Consider the following 20,742-nt stretch of genomic DNA (forward strand, 5'->3'; position numbering starts at 1 on the left):
CACATAGAGCACACGAATGTCAACGGCGGAGTAAAACCCGGCCACGCGGCGGCGCAAAAGTCTGCCAGTTAGCGGCACAAGCACGGAACGTCGGGAGGGCGTAGCCCGACCAGAGTTCCGTGCTTGTGCCGTTGGTATTTTTTGAAAGGGGTCAGCCGGCCTTTCGGGCGCGGCTTTGGGCGAGACGATAGCTCTGGCCATTCATTTCGAGAATGCTGACGTGGTGGGTCAGCCTGTCGAGAAGCGCGCCGGTGAGGCGTTCGGAGCCGAATGTCTCGGTCCATTCGTCAAAAGGCAGATTGCTGGTGATCAGGGTCGATCCGCGCTCGTAGCGTTGCGAGATCAGTTCGAACAGCAGCTCGGCGCCGGTCTTCGACAGCGGCACGAAGCCGAGTTCATCGATGATGAGCAGCTTGTATCCTGCCATCTGCTTCTGGAAGCGCAGCAGGCGGCGCTCGTCGCGGGCCTCCATCATCTCGCTGACCAGGGCCGCGGCGGTGGTGAAGCCGACGGACAGGCCCTTCTGGCAGGCGGCCAGACCAAGGCCGAGCGAGATGTGCGTCTTGCCCGTGCCACTGGGGCCGAGAGCAATAATGTTCTCGCGCCGCTCGATCCATTCGCACCGGGCCAGTTCCAGCACCTGCATCTTGTTGAGCTTCGGGATGGCCGTGAAGTCGAAGCTGTCCAGGCTTTTGACGGCCGGGAACCTGGCGGCCTTGATGCGCCGCTCGACCATCCGCCGTTCCCGGTCGATCAGTTCCAGTTCGACGAGCCGGGCGAGATATCGGACATGGTCCACGCCTTCCGCCGCACATTGCCGGGCCAGTTTCTGGTGTTCTCGCAGGAAGGTCGGCAGTTTCAGCGCCTTGAGGTGATGGGCAAGCAGGATTTCCGGGGCGTCGCTCATGCCACGCCCTCCGCATTGACAGACAGCAGCCGCATGTAGGAGCGGGCCTCGGTCTTCTCGACCGTTGCCCTGGGCAGGTAGGGATAGCAGTCCAGATCCAGCCGGGGTGGCCGGCGCTCCACCCGGCACAACAAGAGATGCTTCACCGCATCGAAGCCGATCGCCCCCATCTGCAGCGCCTGCCTCACGGCCGCATGCAGATCGGCCAGATCGAAGGTTTCCAGAAGCCGCAGGACCTGGACATATTCGCGTCGGCCGTGCCGGTTCATCCGTGCCTCCATCAGCCGGCGCAGGGTGGCGAACTCCTCTGGCAGGTCCCAGTCCTGCAATGGTGCCGCCTGATCCAACGCATTGATCTTCTGCTCGATCAGCGGAAGGTAATGGAGCGGGTCGAAGACGATCTCGTCGCGATCCCAGCACCGGGGATGGCGGGCGATCACTTCGCCCCGGCAGCCGATCACCACCTCATGGATATAGCCCCGGATCCAGACATCCTGATGGCCGTAGGCGACGGGCACCGAGTAATCGTTGGTCTTGTAGCGCACCAGCGATTGCGACGACACGCGGCCGGTCGCCTGATCGCAGGCATCAAAGGGCGCCGCCGGGAGCGGGCGCATCGCGGCGAGATCGCGCTGCAGTCGCTCGCCGATCGTTTCGCTCTCGCCGCGAAGGACATCGTGCTGACGCCGCTTGCAGCGCTCCTCCAGCCAGAGGTTGAATTCTTCCCAACTGGCGAACTCAGGCATCGGCACCATGAAGTTGCGGCGGCAATAGCCCACCAGGCCTTCGACATTGCCTTTGTCGTTCCCCTTGCCAGGGCGGCCATAGCGATCCCGGATCAGGTAATGCGACAGAAACCCGCTGAACAGCGCCGCCCGCTTGCGGGTGCCATCCGGCAGGATCTTCGCCACCAGGCAGCGGTCATTGTCGTAGACGATCGACTGCGGAACCGCCCCAAAAAAGGCAAAGGCATGGACATGACCGTCCACCCAGGCCTCGGCAACCGCCGCCGGATAGGCACGGACGTAGCAGGCGTCGCTATGCGGCAAGTCCAGCACGAAGAAATGCGCCTTCTGTTCGACACCTCCGATCCGAACCATTGCCTCGCCGAAGTCGGCCTGCGCGTGTCCTGGGGGATGCGCCAGCGGCACGAACACCTCCTGGCCCCGCCGCTCACGTTCCCGGATATAATCCTTGATGATCGTGTAGCCGCCGGTGAAACCGCATTCTTCGCGCAGACGGTCAAACACACGCTTCGCCGTATGCCGCTGCTTGCGCGGCATGGTCCGGTCCGCCTCCAGCCAACCCTCGATGATCGGGATGAACGGATCGAGCTTCGGGCGCCTGACCTCGGCCGTCCGCCGGTAGCCCGGAGGAACCGAGAACGTCATCATCTTTGCGACCGTGTCGCGCGATATGTTGAATGTCGTCGCCGCCTGACGCTGGCTCATACCAGCAGCACAGGCCTGACGAACCTTGAGATAGAGTTCCACGCTGTAGATCCTCCCATCCTCCCTGCAGCCGCAGAAAGGGAAAAGGTGGACGACTTTTACGCCGCCCGCAGCAGCACCATGCCGCCGCTAACGTGGACTAATTTCGCACCGCCATTCTCACACGAAATGGCGACCATATCAAAGCTTCCTTCGGGCTCCTGGCGAGTCCAGGTCAGACGCAAAGGGCACTACATCAGTGAATCCTTCCTGCGCCGCGGTGACGCGGAGCTTTGGGCGCGGACCATTGAGGGCAAGATCGATCGGGGGGAACCTATACACACTCGCGTTGCCACGGCCAAGACATTCGGAGACCTCATCGATCTTCACAGAGCGGATCTGGCGGAAGTCGGGAGAACGCTCGGTAGGTCGAAAGCCGCGAGCCTGGATTTTCTTGCGCTACGCCTCGGGGCGTTGAAACCCGCCGAGCTCGGCCGGGAAAAGCTCGTCGAGTTCGGTCGTCAGCGCGCCAAAGAAGGGGCCGGCCCGGTAACGGTTGGCATCGACCTCGGATACATCAAGACGATCCTTTCACATGCTGCCGCCGTTCACGGCATCATCGCACCAACCGAAGGAGTCGATCTCGCTCGGATTGCGCTCACCCGGCTCGGACTGGTGGGCAAAGGCAACGAACGGGATCGTCGGCCGAGCGAAGAGGAGATCGACGCGATCCTGAAGGCGCTTGAAAGCAACCCACGACAGTTCATCCCCGTAGCGCGCGTCGTTCGTTTCGCCATCGCGACGGCCATGCGACAAGATGAAATCTCTCGGGCGCGATGGGAAGACTACAACCCTCGAACCAAAATGCTGCTCATCCGGGACCGCAAAGACCCTCGCCGCAAGACGGGCAACGACCAACGCATCCCGCTGCTGTCCGTTTCTGGTTACGACCCCTGCGCGTTGATCGAAGAACAACGTGCGCTGGTGGGCAGTCGCGGCAGAATCTTCCCTTACAACGGACGCTCAATCGGCACGGCATTCCGACGCGTCTGCCGTACCTTGGGCATCGAGGATTTGCATTTTCATGATCTGCGCCACGAAGCGACCAGTCGACTGTTCGAGGCAGGTTTCACCATTGAACAGGTTGCCCTTGTCACCGGGCACAAGGACTGGAAAATGCTGCGCCGCTACACCCACATCCGCCCAGAGGGTCTCCATGCGCTCGCGGCAAGCAGGGTTGCCTAGCCTTCACATCTGGAAATGACTTCTGGCGGCTCACATCGCTGCAATCTCGGCACAGATAGTGCCACCACCGATCATTCCCCCGTCGCGCCATGCCAAGGGAACGGCACCGTATGGCCGCTTTCTTCGAAACGACGCTCGAAATCCTGCGCGACCTCCTCCACCGTGATCGCTGCGAATTGCGCCAGCAGCCGTGTCTCGGCCTCTGCCAGCGTCGCATCGAGCCGCGCGTCGACCGCCTGTTCGACCAGACAGGGCGACGGGTCCGCCTGCGGTCCAATGTTGAACAGCGGCGGGTGGCCGACCGCCTCGTAGACGTCGCGCAAGCTGATCTCGGCCAGCGGGCAAGCAAGCTGCCAGCCACCGCCGTGACCCTTTTCCGACGACACGATCCCCCGCTCGCGCAGCCCCGCCATCATCCTGCGCACCACCACGGCGTTGGTCGAGATCATCTGCGCGATCTGTTCCGAAGTGGCACGCCCGACATGTCGGTCCATATGGATCAAGACGTGCAGCATCCGGGACATACGAAGATCGCGCGCCATGGGGTTTCCTTTCCTTGCCTCTTCAGGCTCCTTAGCAGCACTCACGTAACAATGAAAGTTTCATGTCTTGAAATGGCGCACCGAATCACGTAACTTTCAGTGATACATTAAAGGGAACCACCATGGATCACGATGTTCTCGTCATCGGCGGCAGCTTTGCCGGGCTTGCCGCCGCAATGCAGCTTGCCCGCGCCCGCAGACGCGTCTGCGTTCTCGATACCGGCGCCCCGCGTAACCGCTTTGCCGCCGCATCGCACGGGTTTCCCGGGCAGGACGGGCGCCCCCCGCAGGACATCCGCGCCGCGCTCAGACACGAACTCGCGCCCTACCCTACCCTGTCCTTCCGGGACGGCGCGGCGGTCTCGGCTGCGCGCGAGGGGCGCGGGTTTCGGGTGGCATTGGCAGAGGGCAGAGACATCACCGCGCGGCGGCTGGTCCTGGCCTTCGGTGTGCGCGACAGCCTGCCCGATCTGCCAGGTCTGTCCGAACGCTGGGGAGCCACAGTGCTCCATTGCCCCTATTGCCACGGCTATGAGCTGAACGGCGGGCCTGTCGGGGTTCTGGCGCGCGGCGAAGCGGCGCTGCATCAGGCGATGCTCCTGCCCGACTGGGGGCCGACCACGCTCTTCACGCAAGGGGTGCTCGCGCTGACCGGGGAACAGCGGCAGGGCTTGACCGCCCGGCGCGTTACGGTCGAGGAAACGCCTGTCGCGGCGCTGATCGGCACCGCCCCGGCGCTTGACGGTGTGCGGCTGGATGACGGCCGTGAGATCGCACTGGCGGGGCTGTTCCTGGCGCCGGACACAGCGCCATCCTGCGATCTGGCTGCGCAGCTAGGCTGCACCATGAAGGACGGACCAACCGGCCCCTATGTGGCCGTCGACCCGATGCAGGCCACCAGCCAGCCCGGCGTCTTCGCCGCCGGCGACCTTGCCAGCCCCATGCCCAATGCCACGATCGCCGCGGCGGCGGGCGTGATGGCAGGCGGCGCCGCGCATCGCTCGCTGATCTTCGATCCGGATCTGACCGCTGCGGCCTGAAGGAGCATCGCCATGCAACAGACCACACGAGACTTCTGGAACGACCGCTACCGCGACAAGACCGGCGACACATCCGGCAAGCCCGGGCTCGTTCTGTCCCAATTCGCCGGTCCGCTGGCGCCGGGGCGGGCGCTGGAACTGGGCTGCGGCCGGGGCGACGATGCGCTCTGGCTGGCCCGGCAGGGCTGGCAGGTGACGGCGGTGGACGTCTCCGCCGTGGCGCTCGCCTATGCGTCGGATAACGCCAGCCGCGCCGGACTGGCCGGGAAGATCCGCTTCGAAGAGCACGATCTGGCCGAAACCTTCCCTGAAGGCATGTACGACCTCGTGGTCGCCAGCTTCCTGCAATCACCGCAGGACTGGCCGCGCGCGCGTGTGCTGGCCCGGGCGGCAGGCGCGGTGTCCACCGGCGGACACCTTCTGATCACCGAACACGCCTCGCACCCGCCGGGATCCAAGGCAACCGAGGACACGATTTCTCCAACCGCTGAGGAGACGCTGGCCTCGCTCGCGCTCGATCCCCGTCAGTGGCGGAGGCTTTGCATCTGCGCCATCGCGCGCACCGGCACCCGGGCCGAGGTTCATGGCGAAACGGTCGAGGACAACGTGATCTTCTTGGAACGGCTAGGATAGGCTACAATCTCCCTGCAGGCCCGCAAGGGCCTGCAGCCCACCCGAGACGAGTGTACTGCAGGGGATCACATCCTCCTAACCCCCTCGATCAAGGGCAGATCGAATTCAAACTTCATCTCATAGCCAGTCGCGTGCAAACCCGGCAGTACCTCGTGCAGCAGCATCCGGCCTTGCATCACAGGGCTCATTCATCGTCGTCAGGGCGGTATCCTGGGACTGAAGCCGCATCGAGATCGCCGCGGCGGCGCGTTTCAGATCCCTGTGGCAGAAGCCCACCCCCGAGAATAGAGGGAGCGAGACAGGTCATCGCCATCGAGTAGCGACGTTGTGAACCAAGAGCATCCGCACCGCGTTCAGAACACATCTTCCAAATTTGTTTTTGGACGCTCATGCCCGGTTGAGAACTTCTCAATCGCCTTGTCCGACGGAACGCTCGACCATCGTGTCGTTGGGAGGATCAGAGGACGCGGAAAATGCAGATTGCGACGATCGGGGCGCTGGCGCTCTATGCCTTTGTCATGTCGATCACTCCGGGACCAAACAACATGCTCCTCGCGAACGCGGGGCTGGTGTTTGGCTTTCGGATCACCATACCGCAGATCGTTGGCATTCCGACTGGTGTAATCTCCCAGATTCTGCTCGTGGCCGCCGGTCTCAGCAGCCTTTTCGCAAAGCTTCCCAGTATCCAGTTGGCACTCAAGGTGGCTGGGACGTTGTATCTGCTCTGGCTCGCCCTGAAGCTTTGGAAAGCAGATGCGCTGGCGCAATCGCCCAATGCCACCCCGATTTCGTTCTCTCAGGCGATGCTGTTCCAGTTCATCAATCCGAAATCGTGGCTGATCGCGCTCACCGCCGTCTCGGCATTTCTGCATCCCGAGCAGGCGGTTGTTCCTCAATTGCTGATCATTTGCTTGGCTTTCGCATTGATCGGCACCCCGTGCATGGCCGTCTGGTCTGCCATGGGATCCGCTCTGCGGCGCCACCTCTCGAGTCCGACCAGCCTAAGGCGCGCCAATCGAACCCTCGCGGCGCTTACATCGGCAACGTGCCTCATGTTCTGGCTCTGAAAGGTGGACAAGGCACGCCAAGCGCATTCGATGCCTGATCTGGAGATCTGGCTGTCGTATTTTCGGCTTGCCGGGTTCTGGCTTATGGCCGGGCTCCTCCTCGTTCCCGTTCTCGCGGTGGCGATGTCTCTCAGTCAGGAGCCCGGCGTCGATGGCGGACCCTCTCAGGTGGCATTTCTGGTATTGGCCGTGCCACTGGGGTGGTAATCCTCCCCGAAAGTAAGGGGCTGCATAAGTAGAATTTTCTCGGCAAGATGAACGAGGAGATTCTGAATGAAGACAAGCAGATACACTGAAGCGCAGATCCTTTCGATCCTGCGTCAGGCCGAAGGCGGGATGCCGGTGGCCGAGCTGTGCCGCGAGCATGGCATGAGCAGCGCGTCGTTTTACAAGTGGCGGGCGAAGTATGGGGGCATGGACGCGTCCCTGATCAGCCAGATGAAGGCTATGGAAGAGGAGAACCGGCGGCTGAAGCGGATGTACGCTGATCTCAGCATGCAGGCCGATTTGCTGAAGGAGGCTCTCGGAAAAAAATGACGCGGCCATCTCAACGCCGCGAGATGGCCGAGAAAGCGGTGGCGCGACACGGGGTCAGCATTGCGCTGGCTTGCCGGGCCTTCGGGGTGAGCGAGACCTGTTATCGCTACAGCCCGAAGCTGAAGGACGAGAACGAGGAGATCGCCGATCTGCTGGTCGGGCTGACGGACGCCCGCAAGACCTGGGGGTTTGGCCTGTGTTTCCTGCATTTGCGCAACGTGAAGGGGCATCCATGGAACCACAAACGTGTCTATCGCATCTATTGCGCGCTGGAACTGAACCTGCGGATCAAGCCCCGCAAACGGCTGAAGCGTGAGAAGCCCGAGGCTCTGGCCGTGCCGGATGCGCCGAACCTGACCTGGTCCATGGACTTCATGGCCGATCGTCTGGGGGATGGCCGCCAGTTCCGGCTGTTGAACGTGCTGGACGACTTCAACCGGGAGGGCTTGGGCATCGAGGTCGACTTTTCACTGCCAGCGGAAAGGGTCATCAGAAGCCTCGACAGGATCATTGAATGGCGCGGCAAACCCGGCACCATTCGGGTCGACAATGGCCCGGAATACATCAGCGGCAAGCTGATGGAATGGGCCGAAAAGCGGAAGATCACCATCCAGCACATCCAACCCGGACAGCCCCAGCAGAACGCCTATATCGAGCGCTACAACCGCACCGTACGGCATGAATGGCTCGATCAATACATCATCGAAACCATCGAGGAGGCTCAGGACTTCGCCACGCAATGGCTCTGGACTTACAACAACGACCGCCCGAACATGGGCATCGGCGGCATCACACCCGCACAGAAACTGAAGATGGCCGCGTGAATTCTACGGATGCACCCCGCTAAAAATGGGGGGATTACCGGGTTTGCGCCCGTTCTCCTGCATTGGAAGTACGGACGACGAAAAGGCCCGATACTGACATTCACGGCACAGGGCATACTCATGAACGCCATAGATCACGAGGCGATCATCCCATGGAGAGATATCGACGTCAGAGCAAGTTGGCACGTTCTCGGGGGCTGGCGGACGATCCTGACCTTCCGATGTGTCGGCCGACCTCCGAAAGAGGGAAGACGTGTCGGACCCGATGACCTTTACGACTTGCGACTTCCCAACATTGCAACCGAGGGCTGCCTGAGCCTGCAGAGGCTTGCCAGGTCCTACAAGAAGGCGACGATGACAGAAGAGCAGCGGAGCACATCTTAACTGTCGACGGGCGGTGCAGCATGAATTATCTATAATTCATGAAACACGCCCCTGAAGAGACCCAGTCCGCCCGTATCGCCCGCGCCCTTGCCGACCGCATCATCTCGGGCGAGATTCCGCCCGGCGCGCGGCTCCGGCAGGACCATATCGCCACCGAGTTCGGCGCCAGCCATGTCCCGGTGCGCGAGGCCTTCCGCGAGTTGCAGACCCAGGGTCTGGCAGAGAGCGAACCGAGGCGCGGCTTTCGCGTCACCGAATTCGACGTAGCCGAACTGCGCGAGGTGGCCGAGATGCGATCGAGCCTTGAAAGCCTTGCCCTGCGCCACGCCGCGCCCAATGTGACGCGCGTCCTTCTGCAAGAGGCAGAAGAGGTTACGCGCCACGGCGACAGCGCCAGCACCGTGCGCGACTGGGAGGCAGCGAACCGTCATTTCCACCGGCTCATCCTGTCCCCCTGCCGGATGCCGCGCCTTCTGCGGACGATCGACGACCTGCAGGCCGCCAGCGCGCGGTTCCTCTTCGCCGCCTGGCGGCGCGACTGGGAGGCGCGCACCGATCACGACCACCGCGCCATTCTCGACGCGCTGCGCAAGGGGCAGACCGACCTCGCTTGTGCCACGCTCGCGCGCCATGTCGGCTGGATCGGCAAGCGCAAGACCGCCGTGAAAAATGCTGATCTGCGAGAGACTTACGAGATTCCCGGATAATTATCTATAAACTTAATTGCCAGCACCACGCAAAGCCTTCGTAATTATAGATAGAATCGATGCCTATCTTCGGAGGACAGACCCATGGTATTTCTCACCCCCTCTCTGACCCGTCCCGCCGCGCTCGGTCGCAGCCTCGCGCTGGCGCTCGGCGGCGCGGCGCTGATCACGCTCGGCGCCAAGATCCAGATCCCGTTCTGGCCGGTGCCGATGACGCTGCACACGCTGGCGGTGTTCTTCCTCGCCGCCACGCTCGGGCCGAGGCTCGGCTTTGCGGCAATGGCGGCCTATCTGGCGGCGGGCGCCCTCGGGTTGCCGGTCTTCTCCGGCACGCCGGAACGCGGCATCGGGCTGGCCTATATGGTTGGGCCGACCGGCGGCTATCTGGCGGGCTATCTGCTGGGCGCGGGCCTGACCGGCTGGCTGGCGCAGGGGCGCGGGCTGATCGGGCGCTTCCTGGCGATGCTGGCGGGCCTCGCCGTGGTCTATGCCCTCGGCCTCGCCTGGCTGGCGCTCTATGTCCCGGCGCAGGGGCTGCTGGCCGCGGGTCTCACGCCCTTCCTGCTCGGCGATCTGCTCAAGCTGGCTTTGGCCTCGGGTCTCATCGCGGCCATCGCCCGCGTCCGGACCCGCGCACAATGATCCGCACCAACTGGACGATGGCAGAGGCCAGGGCGATCCACGCCCTGCCCTTCGCCGACCTCATGCATCGCGCCCAGACCCTGCACCGCGCGCATTTCGACCCCAACGCGATCGAAACCGCGAGCCTGCTCAGCATCAAAACCGGCGGCTGCCCCGAGGATTGCGGTTACTGCTCGCAATCCGCCCATCACGAGACCGGGGTGAAGGCCACCAAGCTGATGGGAGCCGAGGAAATTCTGGCCGCCGCACAGCGCGCCAAGGCTTCCGGTGCGCAGAGGTTCTGCATGGGGGCCGCCTGGCGCAGCCCCAAGGACCGCGACATGGACAAGCTCTGCGACATGGTGCGGGGCGTGTCCGAGCTGGGGCTGGAAACCTGCATGACGCTGGGGATGCTGTCGCCCGAACAGGTCGCGGGGCTGAAGGCGGCGGGCCTGGATTTCTACAACCACAACATCGACACCTCGCCCGAATACTACGCCCAGATTGCCACTACCCGGACGATGGAAGACCGGCTCGACACGGTCGAGCAGGTCCGCAAGGGCGGTATCAAGGTCTGCTGCGGCGGCATCTTGGGCATGGGCGAGGCCGAAGAGGACCGCATCGCCATGCTGGTGACGCTGGCGACGCTCCCCACGCATCCCGACAGCGTGCCGGTGAACCTGTGGAACGAGATCGAGGGCGTGCCGGTGCAGGAGCGGGCACAGGCGGTCGATCCCTTCGCGCTGGTACGCATCGTGGCGCTGGCCCGCATCCTGATGCCCGCCTCGGTCGTGCGGCTGTCGGCGGGGCGCACGGAGATGAGCGACGAGTTGCAGGCGCTGTGCTTCCTTGCCGGGGCGAACTCGATCTTCGTGGGCGACCAGTTGCTGACCACCGGCAACCCGGCGGCCTGGAAGGATCAGGATCTGCTGACCCGGCTCGGGATGCACATCGCCCCCGCGCAGGCCCGGCGCGCGGTCGCGGCGGAATAGGCTCAGCCCGGAACGCTTCGGGCGAGGATCTCCACCGCCCGGGAGATCTGCCCTTCGTCCAGCGCCGCATAGCCCAGCCGGAAGGCCTGCGGCGCCGGGCCCTCCAGCGCAAAGCGCGTACCCGGCAGCAGCGCCAGTCCCGCCTGCCCCGCGGCTTTGGCCCAGGCCTCGGCGGACCTACCCTCGCAACGCAGCCACAGCGCGAGCCCCCCGGCGGGCAGATCGAATGTCGCCCGCCCGGCGAGGCATTCGCCCAGCAGCGCCGCCAGCAGATCCCGCCGCGCCCGGTAGACCCGCCGCGCTTTCCGGGCGTGACGGCCCAGATCGCCGTCGCGGATCAGTTCCGCCAGCGCCGCCTCCAGCGGCGCGTCGCCCTGCCGGTCGATGGCGGCCCGCGCCTCGGCCATGCGGGTCAACAACGGCTCGGGCGCCAGCGCATAGCCCAGCCGGATGCCCGGCGAGAGCAGTTTCGACAGCGAGCCCACATAGATCAGCGGCAAACCCTCAGGCGCGCGGGCGGCCAACGGCAGCACCGGGCGGCCCTCGAAGCGGTACTCGTGGTCGTAATCGTCCTCGATGAGCGTGAGCCCATGGCGCTGCGCCAGCTCCAGCAGTTGCAACCGCCGCGCCGCGCCCATGGTCACCGTGGTCGGGTATTGGTGATGCGGCGTGACATAGACCGCCCGGATGCGCGGATCGCGAGCCAGCACAGCCTCCAACGCGTCGATACGCAGGCCGCCGCCATCCACCGGCACGCCCCGCACCTCTGCCCCCGCTGCGCGGAACGCTTCCCAGGCCAGCGGATAGCCCGGTTCCTCGACGGCAATGACCTCGCCCGGCGACAGCGCCGCCCGTACAGCCAGGAACAGCGCCATCTGGCTGCCCCGCGCGATCAGCAGCCGCGACGAGTCCGCCACCACGCCCCGGTCCGTGGCGAGATAGACTGCCAGTGCCTCGCGCAGCGCGGGCGTGCCACGCGCATCGCCGTAATCGGCCCCGGCGCGGAAGGCGGGCGACAGCAGCGCCCGGCGAAAGGCCCGGGCCAGCGCCTTGTCGGGCACCAGCTTGGGGTCCGGCGCACCGTCGGTGAAGGCGAGCCCCGCGCGTGGTGCCAACGGGTCCATCGGCGTGGGCACGGGTCTGCGGACCATCATCCCCTGCGGCAGATCCTGCGCCACGAAGGTGCCCCGCGCCGGTTCCGCGTGCAGCCAGCCCTGGGTCAGCAGCTCCTGATAGGCGGCATCCACCGTATTGCGATGGACCCCCAGCTCGCGCGCCAGCGCCCGCGTGCCGGGCAGCCGCGCCCCGGGCTTCAGGCGTCCGCGGGTGATGTCACGGGTGATCGCCTCGGCAATGGCGATGAAAAGCGGGCCGTCGTGGCCCGGCTCCATCTCAAGGGCAAGAGGCTCGCGCATATCGGAAACCGGCTATCACAATCTTTCATACTGGCACTTTTGCATAGGCCAGTATTTTGCGACAGAGGCGAAAAACGCAAGAGGCTCCGACGATGAAATCCGCCCTGATCCTGCGCCACCTGGCCTTTGAAGACCTCGGGTCCTTTGCCCCGGTTCTGAGGGACGCCGGCTATCAGCTCCAAGACGTTGAAGCAGCTGTGGACCCACTGCCCGATCCGCTGGAACCGGACCTGGTCGTGGTGCTGGGTGGCCCGATCGGCGTGAATGACGGCGCCGCCTATCCTTGCATGACAGAGGAGCGGAACTGGCTGGCCATGAGGCTGGCGGCGGATCGCCCGACCCTCGGCATTTGCCTCGGCGCACAGCTCATGGCCGCGGTCCTCGGAGCCCGTGTCGCGCCCATTGCCGAGAAGGAGATCGGCTTCGCGCCTCTGACCCTAACCGCGCCAGGCCGGGCCGGCCCGCTTGCCCACCTCTCGAACATCCCGGTCCTGCACTGGCATGGCGAGGGCTTCGACCTGCCCGCCGGAACCGAGCGCCTCGCCGCGACCCCCGGCTGCGAAACACAGGGATTCGCCCGGGGCCGCAACATTCTCGGCCTGCAATTCCACCCCGAGGCCGGGATGCTGCCGGATTTCGAACGCTGGCTAATCGGCCATAGCGCAGAGCTGGCGCAGGCGGGGATTGCCCCGGAGGCGCTCCGGCAGGACGCCAGGGCACATGGCCCGGCCCTGCGGACCGCCGGTCAGGCCATGCTGAAACAATGGCTGCGGGGGTTGGATGAATGAGGCCCGTCACACTCCTGACAGGTCGCGCCGCTCCCCTGCCCGGATGCGACACGCTGAGCGGGATCGGCAAGACGCCGGTCACCCACCCGCTGACGCTTGGCCCCGAGGGGTTCGAAGGCGACGAACAGGCCGACCGGCGCGTACATGGCGGCGTCGAGAAGGCCGTGCATCACTATCCGCTCGATCATTACAGCGACTGGCGCGCGGAACTCGGTGACCTTCCGGCGCTGACCGCTCCCGGCGGGTTCGGCGAGAATATCTCGACCGCCGGGCTCACCGAAGCGGAGGTCGCCGTCGGCGATTCATTCCGGCTGGGCGACGCGCTGATCCAGGTCTCGCAGGGGCGCCAGCCCTGCTGGAAGCTCAACCACCGCTTCGGCGTGCCGGACATGGCGCGGCGGGTGCAGCAGACCGGACGCACCGGGTGGTACTACCGGGTGCTCGAGCCGGGCGAGGTCGCCCCCGGCGACCGGCTGGACCTGATCGACCGGCTGGCGCCGGACTGGAGCTTGCGACGGCTCTGGCACGCGCTTTACGTGGACCGGATGAACCTGCAAGAACTCGAAGGCATCGCCGCGCTCGATGTCCTGGCCGAGGGCTGGCGCAAATACGCGCTCCGGCGGTTGGAAAGCCGCCGGGTCGAGGATTGGAGCGCAAGACTGGACGGCTCCGCATGAAAGCCCCCCCTTTCGTCATTTCCATCCAGAGCCAGGTGGTCTTCGGCCATGTGGGCAATTCCGCAGCGCTCTTCCCGATGCAGGCGGCAGGCCTCGAAGTGGCGGCGATCCCCACCGTGGTCTTCTCGAATACACCCGATTACCCGACCCTGCGCGGCCGCGCCCTGCCGCCCGAATTCTCTTCCGATCTGCTGCAAGGCGCTCGCGAACGCGGTCTCCCCGAGCGGGTGGATTACATCCTCACCGGCTATATCGGCTCGCTCGACGTGGCCGAGATGGTGGCGGATTTCGTAGCCGAGGCGAAGGCCACGAACCCGAGCCTGCGGTACATCTGCGACCCGGTGATGGGCGACACCGGTCCCGGCCTCTATGCCCCCGAAGCCATCGCTGGCGTAATGCGCGACCGGTTGCTGCCGATGGCCGACATCGCCACGCCGAACCCCTTCGAACTCGCCTGGCTCACCGGGCAGCAGATCCGCACTCTGGCGGATCTTCAGGCCGCGCGCGAGGCGCTGCACATCGCGCCCGAAGCGCATCTGATCGCCACCGGCTGCGTGCTCGACGACACCGGCCCCGGGCAACTCGAGACGGTGCTCTTGGGCCCCGAGGACCTCAGCCGCCACCCGACCAAGCGCCTGCCGATCGCCCTGCCCGGCACCGGCGATCTCTTCGCTGGGCTTGTGGTCGCGGGCATCGGGCGGGGCCTTGCCCTGCCCCGCGCCATCGAGACCGCCCAGACCCTAACCGCCCGCGCCCTCAGCCACGCCGAGGCGCTTGGTGCGGGCGAGGTTGTGCTAAGCGAGCCGGAATTTCGTCGCGCGCTGCTTTCGCTTGGGTCCGGCTGAGGCCGGGTGACGCGGACATCGTCGCCTGATCAGGCCTGCACATAGAGTGACCTGACCTGCGCCGTTCAGGGTGCGGACGGACTGCTAAAATCCGTATGAAACCCGGTGGGAACTTATTCAGCGCAAGGAGGATTCTGCACGCTTGAATATCTACGCCTCCGGCCGATAGCGGAAGATCATTCGAAACGCTGCGCCGCAACGCAGCGCTCCGATGGTGACATCCGGCCCTAATGCGCGCCTTGGTCAGCATGACAACACTCTTCGCCTATTTGCCAATCCTTTGTGGCTTGCTCAAATTTTCTTCGATCAAAAGTGGCTTGGCCCTCTTTCCGAAGAACCGTTTGACCTCTGCGTTGTGATAGCTGGCCAGCCACTCGTACTTCAAACGTACGCTGGCGACCGTGGCTTTTGCGTGTGCTTCGGCAATGATCCGGCCGTGGCTCAGTGCCCATTCGCTGCATGCCGACTGCCATAGCTCAGTCCGCATGCGCTCCCGGCCGTCTGCATCCGCTGAAAGATAGCGCTCCCGGTCGTCACCCACGATCACGGGCTCCACTGACTCCAGACAGATACGAAGGTAGTTGATGAACCAATGAGTCTTGCCGTTGGGCAGTTTGCGGTACAGCTTGAATACCTTTGAAAACGGCTCAATGTCTTTGCTGTAGTAGCCCCGGTCCGGATGTTTGGAGAGGTATTTATATAGCGCGGGGGTGATCGCGATCATGGGAACACAGGCTTCGTGTTCAAGTCCGTAAGCGTTCACCATGGCTGGGCTGATCAACGTGTCCTTCCGATGAAGCCAATATCCGAGGTCGACGCCGCCACGGAGAAAAATGCCGCGCTGTACGCAATCCCCTTGCGCGATCGCAAGGCTCGTCAGCTCGCTCATCAACACATCAAACGTACCCTGCAATTTGGCCAGCTCGGAGTGGAGCGGCACCGATATGACGATACAATCTGAAAACGCCAGAACTCGCTTGCCCACGATTTTTTGCGACCTGCGGACAAAGTCGTCCGAAGATTTGTGCTCGAATTCCCTCTGAACGAAAACGACATCAGCGTCGAGTTTTCGCAGATCTTCATCTGTCTTTATTTGCTTCACTCGATCGGAGAACCCGAGAAGATCGATGAAAGCGAAGATCCCGTTCTTCAAATTTCTGCGGGTTATTCTCTCTCCCATGACGCTCCAACAGTTTCCATATTCCCAACGCCTGCCGCCTCAACGAAACGGGCATGCGACTATCGACGCAGCGCGATCCGTAGCCGGCGCGCGCGATCCTGAAATGCGCGGTCTCCACCCTCGAGAATCTCACAAGCCATCCGTCTGATCTCAGCCTCGTCGAGGCCGCCTGCCTGGTATGTGATCGAAGGCAAGCCGGTGCCATCATGGGCGCTGACCTCGGCGACGATGATCTGGTCCGCGTCGGTGTTGATGACCAAATTCGCGTTGTGCGTGACCATGATTACCTGGCGCCTTCGTTTTGCAGCCAGAAACAAGGGCACGAGCTCATCAAAAATCGATTTCGGGTCAAGGTTCTCTTCGGGCTGATCGATAATCAATGGGCAATCTTCGGAGTCATCGAGTGCAAGATAGAGGAGCACAAGAACTATCCCCCGCGTACCGGGAGAGAGTTTCTTCAGGTCAATCCCATCGTACCGAATGCCGTATTCGATCGAGATATGATCCGTACTGTAAAGCCAATGAGCGAACCGCTTCGACCATGGCCGGTAGTTGGTCTGATCCGACTTCTCGACTGGCGCGTTTGCAAGAAGCATGTCCTGAAATTTGGCGCGAAAGGCCTGCATCGCTCCCGATACCGCAGCCGAGTCACCGCTCGCCCAGGCAGTTCCGAGCATTTCGGTTGCTTCCCGTTCAAGAGAACCAATGCCTTTGAAAGGACCCCCACGCAGGTCGAAAAGGTCCTTCTCTCCTCGCTTGGCCCAGCCCGCGACGTCAACGACACGGCTGACCGAGAAGGAAAGTTTGGCGAGCGTGCCGCCTGAGTCCTGCAGTTTCACCATCAATGGAGCATAGAGCTCGTTGAGGACGCGTTCTTCGGCAACCACTGCGTCGAAAACGCGGACATATCCTGCCTCACGATCCGCCACCAATGCGTTCGCCCTGTCTCGCGCGCCGTCGAAGTCCTTGAGCTTTTCCTCAAGGCTCTGAAGAACGGTGTTCTCTTCAGCAATCCGCTTGCTTACGGCCGCAAGCTTCTTGGCGGTTTCATTGTCTGCAGCGACAATCTTTTCAATCCGCGCAATTTCCGCTTCGAGCGTTGCCAAAGGCGTCTTCTCGGGAGCATCGCCAGGACGGAGAAAGGACCCGGTCTCATCGACTGGTGCACTCGGGGTCGCGCCGCGCCACCCTTCCATGCTCGTTGCCGCCTGTTTCGCCTTATCCGTCACGACTGCATCGACATCCCCGGTGTAAGTCAATAGGAACCGTTTCCAATCGTCGTCTTCGAACTTGGCGCGCTGGTGTTGTTCGCGCATGGAGCGCAGCGTATCCGGGGCTTTGTTCTGCCGCAAATCCTGTATTTCCGCCTTGATACCGGTAATCGCCGACTGCTGGTTTGCGAAATATCTGATGTATCCGCGCACCTTGTCCGCGGCGTTGATGAGATCCTGTAGCCTTTCTGCGATCTTGCTCGGGCCCTTTGGCAGCAGTGCTTCTCGGTCCCTCTGATAGCGGGCGATCAACTTCTTCTTTTCCTCGATCTGCGACCTGATAGGCGCAACCTGGCGCGACTTATCGAGCTCGACGCCGATCTGATCCGATATGTTCGCGAGGGCCTCTTCTTCCCGAATGCGTGCGTCGCGAAATTCGCATGCGCGCAGGTCGAGTAGCTCTTGAAAGTTAATTGCTCCGTCCCTTTCCAGAGTTGGATGGGCTTCGAAGATCACTCGTTCGATTTCGTCAATTAGGGACGGCATGCCATCGTTTGAGCACAGATGCTCAACGAACTGCTGCGACAAGTAGCGCGCCCGCGGATAAGCGTCCGAAGACCAATTTACCGGAGAATCGAGGCTCCGTGTCATGGGATCGCCATTTCCCCAGGAAAGCGTGACTTCCGCTCCATCGAGGTGCTCGGCGGCACGGTCAAGAAATGATGGGTGTTCCGAATTGTGATCGTAAGAGTCACACCCCGCCGCGATGATGTCGGCCAAGGCCGTCTTTCCCGACCCTCGGGCTCCGATGATGGCAACTAGACCGGGATTAAGACGTACATGCGGAGTTTTCGCCCATGGTGCATTCGAGATGACGACTTCGTCGATGATCTGTGAGGGTGTGGCCCAAGAGGGCGGGTATGGTGCTACATACGCCCGTTCGGGGTCCAAATGGGCCTGCCGCAGTGTGTCGAAGCTCGGCTTGCCTTTGATCCAGCAAAAGCGGTCTTCCGCCGGTCGAGCCACGTGGTCCATATCGTGTGCGTCCGAGCCCCAGATGCAGGGTTTGCAGCCGCCATAGCGCTCTCGTAATTCCTCTTCGGTGGCCTTTCCGTGTCCCAGCCAAAAGTCCCTCTGTTTTAGACTACTGGCAAAGATCGCATGGGCAGCTTTTTCGATCTCCTCGCGGAGAACGGCGTCGGCCGCCTCCCTAACACCGGACGTCCCGTCTGCATTTCCCGACACGGCGATGACGATATTCTCGCTCGCCCAGTCCATCCGGTGCGCTTCCATCAGATTGTCGAGGGATACCTTGAACTGAGTGCATCCATGCTGAAGGGCGTCCGCATCGGCTGTCTTGTTTGGGTCGGCATGACGGCCCAGCCGCATGAGATCGGAAGGCGTACAGGCGAACTTGTCGCGGGATGTCGAGAATGTGAGGCGGCCAAGGAAACGATTGAGCTCATCGACATGGTTCGGGTCGTCGGGGCAGACCAGAAGATGGATATTGACAAAATGCCCCTTCACCGTGCCGGTGTTGAGACGAAGCTCGATGTTGGGAAAGAGGAGGTCGCAGTCTGGTAAACGACCGCTCTTCTTGTGTTCGAGAACCCGCTCATAGGATCGGGTCACGCAGTAGTCGGTAATTCCGATGGCGCGCAAGCTCGGCGAGGCTGCCTCGAGCGCTGAAAGATAGTCTTCCCAACCATTCGCCGGAAACTGATCATTCAGGATGGTCCCGGGAGCGTGAATATGCGGCTCCCATCGATGCCATTCAGATCCTCTCGACAAAAACTCCAATGAAGCATCCTCCCAATACGGTTGGCCGTCGCGTTAAGTCGGTCCAGCAAACACACCATCAGGGTGAGATTGGGGACGGTCAAGTTGTGCCCACCTTGCTGCAGTGCCGCAAGTCCGCTTCCCGCCGAGACTGTGTAAAAACTTCCTTCGGTCGCAGTGACTTATGAGCTCCTTGCCTGGGAGCAGGTGCTTTTCGTCTTGGCTGCCGGAACTCACCATGCCCTGGCGGCTCAGCCCGGGATTGCCGCCATCACCCCGCGGATGCCGATCAGGGAGACCATGCGCTTGATAGTAAGCGCGACGACGTGGCCCTATGCAGCGAGGCTTGACGTCTGGACGTAGCACCAGGGCATGAGGTCCTCGATGCGGGATCTGGGGTGTCCGTCGAGGATGGCCCGGAGGGTATCGGCGAGGTAGTCGACGGGGTTCACGCCGGACAGCTTGCAGGTTGCGACGAGCGAGGCGAGCATGGCCCAGTTTTCGGCTCCGTTCTCGTTGCCCGCGAAGAGGGCGTTCTTGCGGGTCAGGGCGATGGGGCGGATCTGGTTCTCGACCGGGTTGGTGTCGAGCTCCAGCGTGCCATCGTCGAGGAAGCGGATCAGGCCCGGCCAGTGTGCGAGGGTGTAGCGGATGTCCTCGGCGAGCTGGGATTTCTGCGGGATGCGGGAGAGCTGGGCCTCGAGCCAGGGTTTCAGCGCGGCGATTATGGGGGCGGAATGCTCGCGCCGGGCAGTCAGCCGGGTGGCAGGATCCTTGCCGCGGACGGCCTTCTCGACCCCGTATAGGACCGCGATCCGGCGCAGCATCTCCTCGGCGATGGGCGAGCCGTCGCTCTCGAAGCGCTTGACGAAGCGGCGGCGGACGTGGGTCCAGCAATAGACCAGCTGCCACGGCCCCTCATCGCGCGTGATCTCGGTCAGCGCGTTGTAGGATTGGTAGGCGTCGCATTGCAGGAACCGGCCGCGGTATCCGGCCAGGAACCTAAGCGGATGTTCCCGTCCCCGACCGGGAGCGTAGTGGAACAGCACGATGGGCGGTCCGGCACCACCATGCCCGCGATCGTCGGATACGACGGCCCAGAAGTAGCCGCTCTTGGTGGCCTTCCGGCCCGGATCCAGAATCGGCGCGCGGGTCTCGTCGACGAAGATCCGGTCGGCGGCGCGCAGATTGGCCTTCATGTGGTCGATCACGGGCATCAGGTGGAAGCAGGCGCGGCCGACCCAATTGCCGAGTGTGCCGCGGTCGAGGTGGAGTCCCTGTCGCTCGAAGATCCCCGCCTGGCGGTAAAATGGAAGGTGGTCGCCGAACTTGGAGACGATGATCCATGCGATCAGCCGCTCGGTGGGCAGGCCGCCCGGCACGACATGCTCGGGGGCATGCGTCTGCACTACGGCCTGCGAGCAGCGGCGACAGGCATATCTGGGGCGGCACGTCACCAGAACCTGGAACTGCGCCGGGATCACGTCGAGACGCTCGGAGATGTCTTCCCCGATCCGGGCCATCTCACCACAACCGCAGGGGCAAAGGGTGCTGGCGGGCTCGATCACGCGCTCGACCCGGGGCAGATGCGCCGGCAGATGCCCACGGTTGCGCGCGGGCTTGCGAGGTTCTTCCCCTCGCGCCCGTTGCAGCGCGGCTTCAGTCTTCTCCTGTGCGGCCTCAAGCACGCCCTGGGCCAGTTCGGCGTCCTCGAGCGGCAAATTGAACTGGTCGGGTGACAACTTCTCGGAACTCTTGCCAAAGCGCTCGCGCTGCGAGGCGCGCAGGATACCCTCCAGCCGGCGGTTGGCCTCCTGCACCTCCGCGAGCGCTGCCTCAACCTCCGCGAGGCGGGCCTTCAAATGAGCGTTCTCGCGGCTGAGAGTGTCGGCATCCATGCCTCGAAGTGAATCATGCT

At 63.3% G+C, this 20,742-nt stretch carries 18 protein-coding genes; 11 read left to right on the forward strand and 7 right to left on the reverse strand.

What is annotated here, in order from left to right:
* Nucleotides 1–151: 151 nt before the first annotated feature.
* Together istB and istA are read right to left on the reverse strand one after the other, a co-directional pair.
* Nucleotides 152–907 carry an IS21-like element ISPve1 family helper ATPase IstB gene (istB, locus tag E3U25_RS14255; protein WP_116220987.1) on the reverse strand — a complete coding sequence of 252 codons (756 nt, stop codon included), beginning with the start codon at nucleotides 905–907 and terminating at the stop codon, nucleotides 152–154.
* Entirely contained in the window at nucleotides 904–2,400 is a 1,497-nt protein-coding gene (istA, locus tag E3U25_RS14260; RefSeq protein ID WP_116220988.1) for an IS21-like element ISPve1 family transposase, read from the reverse strand. The genes istB and istA overlap by 4 nt, the downstream gene beginning before the upstream one ends.
* 45 nt (nucleotides 2,401–2,445) lie before the next feature.
* Here istA and E3U25_RS14265 point away from each other — a divergent pair, with 45 nt between their 5' ends.
* A complete protein-coding gene (locus E3U25_RS14265) occupies nucleotides 2,446–3,582 on the forward strand; it encodes a site-specific integrase (RefSeq protein WP_244295327.1) in 1,137 nt (378 codons plus the stop codon).
* 71 nt (nucleotides 3,583–3,653) lie between these two features.
* Here E3U25_RS14265 and E3U25_RS14270 read toward each other — a convergent pair whose 3' ends face one another.
* Nucleotides 3,654–4,124: an RrF2 family transcriptional regulator gene (locus tag E3U25_RS14270; protein WP_011747741.1), complete on the reverse strand. Its 471-nt coding sequence runs from the start codon at nucleotides 4,122–4,124 to the stop codon at nucleotides 3,654–3,656.
* A 122-nt stretch (nucleotides 4,125–4,246) separates the two neighbouring features.
* Here E3U25_RS14270 and E3U25_RS14275 point away from each other — a divergent pair, with 122 nt between their 5' ends.
* The 7 genes from E3U25_RS14275 to bioB all read left to right on the forward strand — a co-directional run bounded on the left by E3U25_RS14275 (nucleotide 4,247) and on the right by bioB (nucleotide 10,929).
* A complete protein-coding gene (locus E3U25_RS14275; protein WP_116222828.1) occupies nucleotides 4,247–5,164 on the forward strand; it encodes an NAD(P)/FAD-dependent oxidoreductase in 918 nt (305 codons plus the stop codon).
* A 12-nt stretch (nucleotides 5,165–5,176) separates the two neighbouring features.
* A complete protein-coding gene (locus tag E3U25_RS14280; RefSeq protein ID WP_116222829.1) occupies nucleotides 5,177–5,797 on the forward strand; it encodes an SAM-dependent methyltransferase in 621 nt (206 codons plus the stop codon).
* 473 nt (nucleotides 5,798–6,270) lie between these two features.
* Nucleotides 6,271–6,864, forward strand: coding sequence for a LysE family translocator (locus E3U25_RS14285; protein WP_116222830.1), 594 nt, complete (start codon nucleotides 6,271–6,273; stop codon nucleotides 6,862–6,864).
* 273 nt (nucleotides 6,865–7,137) lie between these two features.
* Nucleotides 7,138–8,225, forward strand: a protein-coding gene (locus E3U25_RS14290) for an IS3-like element ISPbe1 family transposase (RefSeq protein ID WP_076611590.1) whose coding sequence is annotated in 2 segments (ribosomal slippage) — nucleotides 7,138–7,393 and nucleotides 7,393–8,225 — 1,089 coding nt in all. Because the reading frame shifts where the segments join, the coding sequence is not laid out codon by codon here.
* A gap of 422 nt (nucleotides 8,226–8,647) precedes the next feature.
* Nucleotides 8,648–9,316 (forward strand): GntR family transcriptional regulator, encoded by a 669-nt coding sequence (locus tag E3U25_RS14295; RefSeq protein ID WP_116222832.1) that lies wholly within the window; start codon nucleotides 8,648–8,650, stop codon nucleotides 9,314–9,316.
* A gap of 84 nt (nucleotides 9,317–9,400) precedes the next feature.
* Complete coding sequence (locus tag E3U25_RS14300; RefSeq protein ID WP_116222833.1) at nucleotides 9,401–9,958, forward strand: biotin transporter BioY; 558 nt, start codon at nucleotides 9,401–9,403, stop codon at nucleotides 9,956–9,958.
* Entirely contained in the window at nucleotides 9,955–10,929 is a 975-nt protein-coding gene (gene bioB, locus E3U25_RS14305) for a biotin synthase BioB (RefSeq protein ID WP_116222404.1), read from the forward strand. Before E3U25_RS14300 ends, bioB begins: the two co-directional genes overlap by 4 nt.
* 2 nt (nucleotides 10,930–10,931) lie before the next feature.
* Here the strand turns inward: bioB and pdxR are convergent, their stop codons facing one another.
* Nucleotides 10,932–12,344 (reverse strand): MocR-like pyridoxine biosynthesis transcription factor PdxR, encoded by a 1,413-nt coding sequence (gene pdxR, locus E3U25_RS14310; RefSeq protein WP_116222403.1) that lies wholly within the window; start codon nucleotides 12,342–12,344, stop codon nucleotides 10,932–10,934.
* 92 nt (nucleotides 12,345–12,436) lie between these two features.
* Here pdxR and E3U25_RS14315 point away from each other — a divergent pair, with 92 nt between their 5' ends.
* From E3U25_RS14315 to pdxY, 3 genes are read left to right on the forward strand one after another with little or no spacing between them, the layout of a single operon-like run.
* The gene (locus E3U25_RS14315; protein ID WP_116222402.1) at nucleotides 12,437–13,132 is read left to right on the forward strand and encodes a glutamine amidotransferase; all 696 of its coding nucleotides are present in this window, start codon (nucleotides 12,437–12,439) and stop codon (nucleotides 13,130–13,132) included.
* Nucleotides 13,129–13,809, forward strand: coding sequence for an MOSC domain-containing protein (locus tag E3U25_RS14320; protein ID WP_116222401.1), 681 nt, complete (start codon nucleotides 13,129–13,131; stop codon nucleotides 13,807–13,809). Before E3U25_RS14315 ends, E3U25_RS14320 begins: the two co-directional genes overlap by 4 nt.
* Entirely contained in the window at nucleotides 13,806–14,654 is an 849-nt protein-coding gene (pdxY, locus tag E3U25_RS14325) for a pyridoxal kinase (RefSeq protein WP_116222400.1), read from the forward strand. Before E3U25_RS14320 ends, pdxY begins: the two co-directional genes overlap by 4 nt.
* A gap of 265 nt (nucleotides 14,655–14,919) precedes the next feature.
* Here the strand turns inward: pdxY and E3U25_RS14330 are convergent, their stop codons facing one another.
* The 3 genes from E3U25_RS14330 to tnpC all read right to left on the reverse strand — a co-directional run bounded on the left by E3U25_RS14330 (nucleotide 14,920) and on the right by tnpC (nucleotide 20,722).
* Nucleotides 14,920–15,834: a hypothetical protein gene (locus E3U25_RS14330; RefSeq protein ID WP_116222399.1), complete on the reverse strand. Its 915-nt coding sequence runs from the start codon at nucleotides 15,832–15,834 to the stop codon at nucleotides 14,920–14,922.
* Between the two features lie 59 nt (nucleotides 15,835–15,893).
* Nucleotides 15,894–18,845, reverse strand: coding sequence for a TrlF family AAA-like ATPase (locus E3U25_RS14335; protein WP_116222398.1), 2,952 nt, complete (start codon nucleotides 18,843–18,845; stop codon nucleotides 15,894–15,896).
* Between the two features lie 311 nt (nucleotides 18,846–19,156).
* Entirely contained in the window at nucleotides 19,157–20,722 is a 1,566-nt protein-coding gene (tnpC, locus tag E3U25_RS14340) for an IS66 family transposase (protein ID WP_116221375.1), read from the reverse strand.
* Between the last annotated feature and the right edge of the window lie 20 nt (nucleotides 20,723–20,742).

It is taken from the genome of Paracoccus versutus (genome assembly GCF_029909795.1).
In the GTDB taxonomy this organism is placed as follows: Bacteria; Pseudomonadota; Alphaproteobacteria; order Rhodobacterales; family Rhodobacteraceae; genus Paracoccus; species Paracoccus versutus.